The organism is Streptomyces coacervatus, assembly GCF_029223485.1.
GTDB classification, from domain to species: Bacteria; Actinomycetota; Actinomycetes; order Streptomycetales; family Streptomycetaceae; genus Streptomyces; species Streptomyces coacervatus.
In genome coordinates this window covers 1-2,197 of sequence record NZ_JARHTP010000056.1, presented here as the reverse complement: position 1 = coordinate 2,197, position 2,197 = coordinate 1, and the positions used below count along the sequence as shown (strand labels likewise).

Annotated in this window: 3 protein-coding genes; all 3 read right to left on the bottom strand. The window is 69.7% G+C overall.

Annotation, left to right across the window (positions count from 1 at the left end; all coding sequences use genetic code 11):
- Positions 1-24 precede the first annotated feature (24 nt).
- The 3 genes from P2Q00_RS50535 to P2Q00_RS50525 all read right to left on the bottom strand — a co-directional run bounded on the left by P2Q00_RS50535 (position 25) and on the right by P2Q00_RS50525 (position 1,886).
- Entirely contained in the window at positions 25-594 is a 570-nt protein-coding gene (locus tag P2Q00_RS50535; RefSeq protein ID WP_275781981.1) for a Clp protease N-terminal domain-containing protein, read from the bottom strand.
- The gene (locus P2Q00_RS50530; protein WP_016437953.1) at positions 594-803 is read right to left on the bottom strand and encodes a helix-turn-helix domain-containing protein; all 210 of its coding nucleotides are present in this window, start codon (positions 801-803) and stop codon (positions 594-596) included. The genes P2Q00_RS50535 and P2Q00_RS50530 overlap by 1 nt, the downstream gene beginning before the upstream one ends.
- A 117-nt stretch (positions 804-920) precedes the next feature.
- Complete coding sequence (locus P2Q00_RS50525) at positions 921-1,886, bottom strand: zinc-binding dehydrogenase (RefSeq protein ID WP_275781980.1); 966 nt, start codon at positions 1,884-1,886, stop codon at positions 921-923.
- Positions 1,887-2,197 lie beyond the last annotated feature (311 nt).

Below are 2,197 nucleotides of genomic sequence, written 5' to 3'. Positions count from 1 at the left end.
CCACCCACCCGCCCGCCTGCCCGCTCAGCCGGCTTTCGCCTCACCGCCCCCACCGAACAGCACCCGTATCAGCGACTCGTGCGTCACCCCGTGGTCGGCGAGAATCTCGGCGGGCACGCCAGGACGGACGGTCAGCGCCAGGAGGATGTGCTCGTCGCCGATGTATCGGTGGCCGCGGGCGACGGCCATGCGCAGCGACGTCTCCAGGATCTGCTTGGCGCCCCGGCCGAACGTACGCCGCCCGGACCACCAGCCCTTGTCCTGGCGGCCGCCGGACATCGCTCCGACGCCGTGCACCTCCTCCACCCGGGCGACGATCTGCGACACGTCGATCCCCAGCCCGGCGAGGGCGTCGGCCTCGGCCTGGGACAGCCCGGCCCGCCGACGCGCCTCGGCCACCGCCTCCCGTACCGACTCCTTGCGTTCACCGGTCACCCCGAGCGAGGTGAGCGCGAACGAGCCGCGGCTGCCCTCGCGGTCGAGCAGCGCGAGCAGTATGTGCTCGGCGTCGACGGACGGCGCCCCCGCCCTTTCCGCATGCGCAACCGCCCCCTGCACCACCGCACGGGCGTCCTTCGTGAACCGCTCGAACATCAATGCCTCCCGTACTTCTTGTGCACGGCCTGCCTGCTCACACCGAGTTCCGCGGCGATCTCCTGCCACGACCAGCCCTGATTGCGCGCACTGCGCACCTGCACCGCCTCCAGCTGCTCCAGCAGCCTGCGCAGTGCGGCGACGGCGCGCAGTCCGACCCGTGGATCGCGGTCGCCCGCGCGCTCGGCGAGATCCGTTGCTTCGGTCATGATGTCAACTTACGTTGACACGAAGAGTACGTCAACCACAGTTGACAAGAACGGCCGTACGGAAACGCGAACGGCGGGCCCGGAGAACCGGACCCGCCGCACAACACACGCAACGCGTCACTCGTTGGTGAGCACGATCTTTCCGAACTGCTCGCCGGACTGCATCCGTTCGAAGCCTTCCCGCGCCCGGTCCATCGGCAGCACCTCGTCGATGACGGGGCGTACGCCGGTGGCGGCACAGAAGGAGAGCAGGTCCTCCAGTTCGTCCTTGGTGCCCATCGTGGAGCCGACGACCTTGAGTTCCAGGAAGAAGATGCGGGTCAGTTCGGCATGCGAGGGCCGGTCACCGCTGGTCGCGCCGGAGATGACCAGCGTGCCACCGGGACGCAGGGACTTGATGGAGTGCGACCAGGTGGCGGCCCCGACGGTCTCGATGACGGCGTCGACCCGTTGCGGCAGTCGCGCCCCCGACTCCACGGCCTCGACGGCACCGAGCTCGACGGCCCGCTTCCGCTTGGCCTCGTCCCGGCTGGTGGCGAAGACCCGCAGCCCCGCCGCCTTCCCGAGCACGATCGCGGCCGTCGCGACACCGCCGCCTGCACCCTGCACAAGGACCGAATCGCCGGGCCGTACACCGGCATTGGTGAAGAGCATGCGGTAAGCCGTCAGCCAGGCGGTGGGCAGACAAGCGGCCTCCGCGAAGGAGAGCTCCTTGGGCTTGGGCAGGATGTTCCAGATCGGCACGGCGACCTGCTCGGCGAACGTGCCCTGGTAGTGCTCGGTGAGGATGGACCGGGGCTCCTTGGGCCCGACGCCGTGACCGCTCTGTCCGATCACGGAGTGCAGGACGACCTCATTGCCGTCCTCGTCGACACCGGCGGCGTCGCAGCCGAGGATCATCGGCAGTTTGTCCTCGGACAGGCCCACACCCTTGAGGGACCAGAGGTCGTGGTGGTTGAGGGAGGCGGCCTTGACATCGACGACACTCCAGCCGGGCCGGGCCTCGGGGGCCGGACGGTCCCCGAGCTCAAGGCCGTTGAGCGGCTGGTCGCGGTCGATTCGGGCGGCGTAGACGGCGAACATGACCTTGACGATAGGTCCCGATCGGACCCGACGGAACGGGAGGGCCCTGTGACACACACCCTCTTGCACCAATGAGCCCGCCGTTGCACCACCACCCGGTCCTGGCACCACCAGCGCGCTCGGCGACAATCAGCCCGTCCCTGCACCAACCGGCCCGTCACCCGCCTGGCGACAACCAGCCCGTCCTTGCACCACCAGCGCACCTGGCGACCAACCAGCCCGCCCGACGACCAACCAGCCCCGTCCCCGCACCAACCAACCCGCCCGGCACCAACCAGCCCGTCCGGCGTTTGAGGACGAGGCCCTTCGGG

Coding starts and splice junctions, on each gene's coding strand:
- P2Q00_RS50535 (WP_275781981.1), bottom strand. CDS start 594: ATGTTCGAGCGGTTCACGAAGGACGCCCGTGCGGTGGTGCAGGGGGCG.
- P2Q00_RS50530 (WP_016437953.1), bottom strand. CDS start 803: ATGACCGAAGCAACGGATCTCGCCGAGCGCGCGGGCGACCGCGATCCA.
- P2Q00_RS50525 (WP_275781980.1), bottom strand. CDS start 1,886: ATGTTCGCCGTCTACGCCGCCCGAATCGACCGCGACCAGCCGCTCAAC.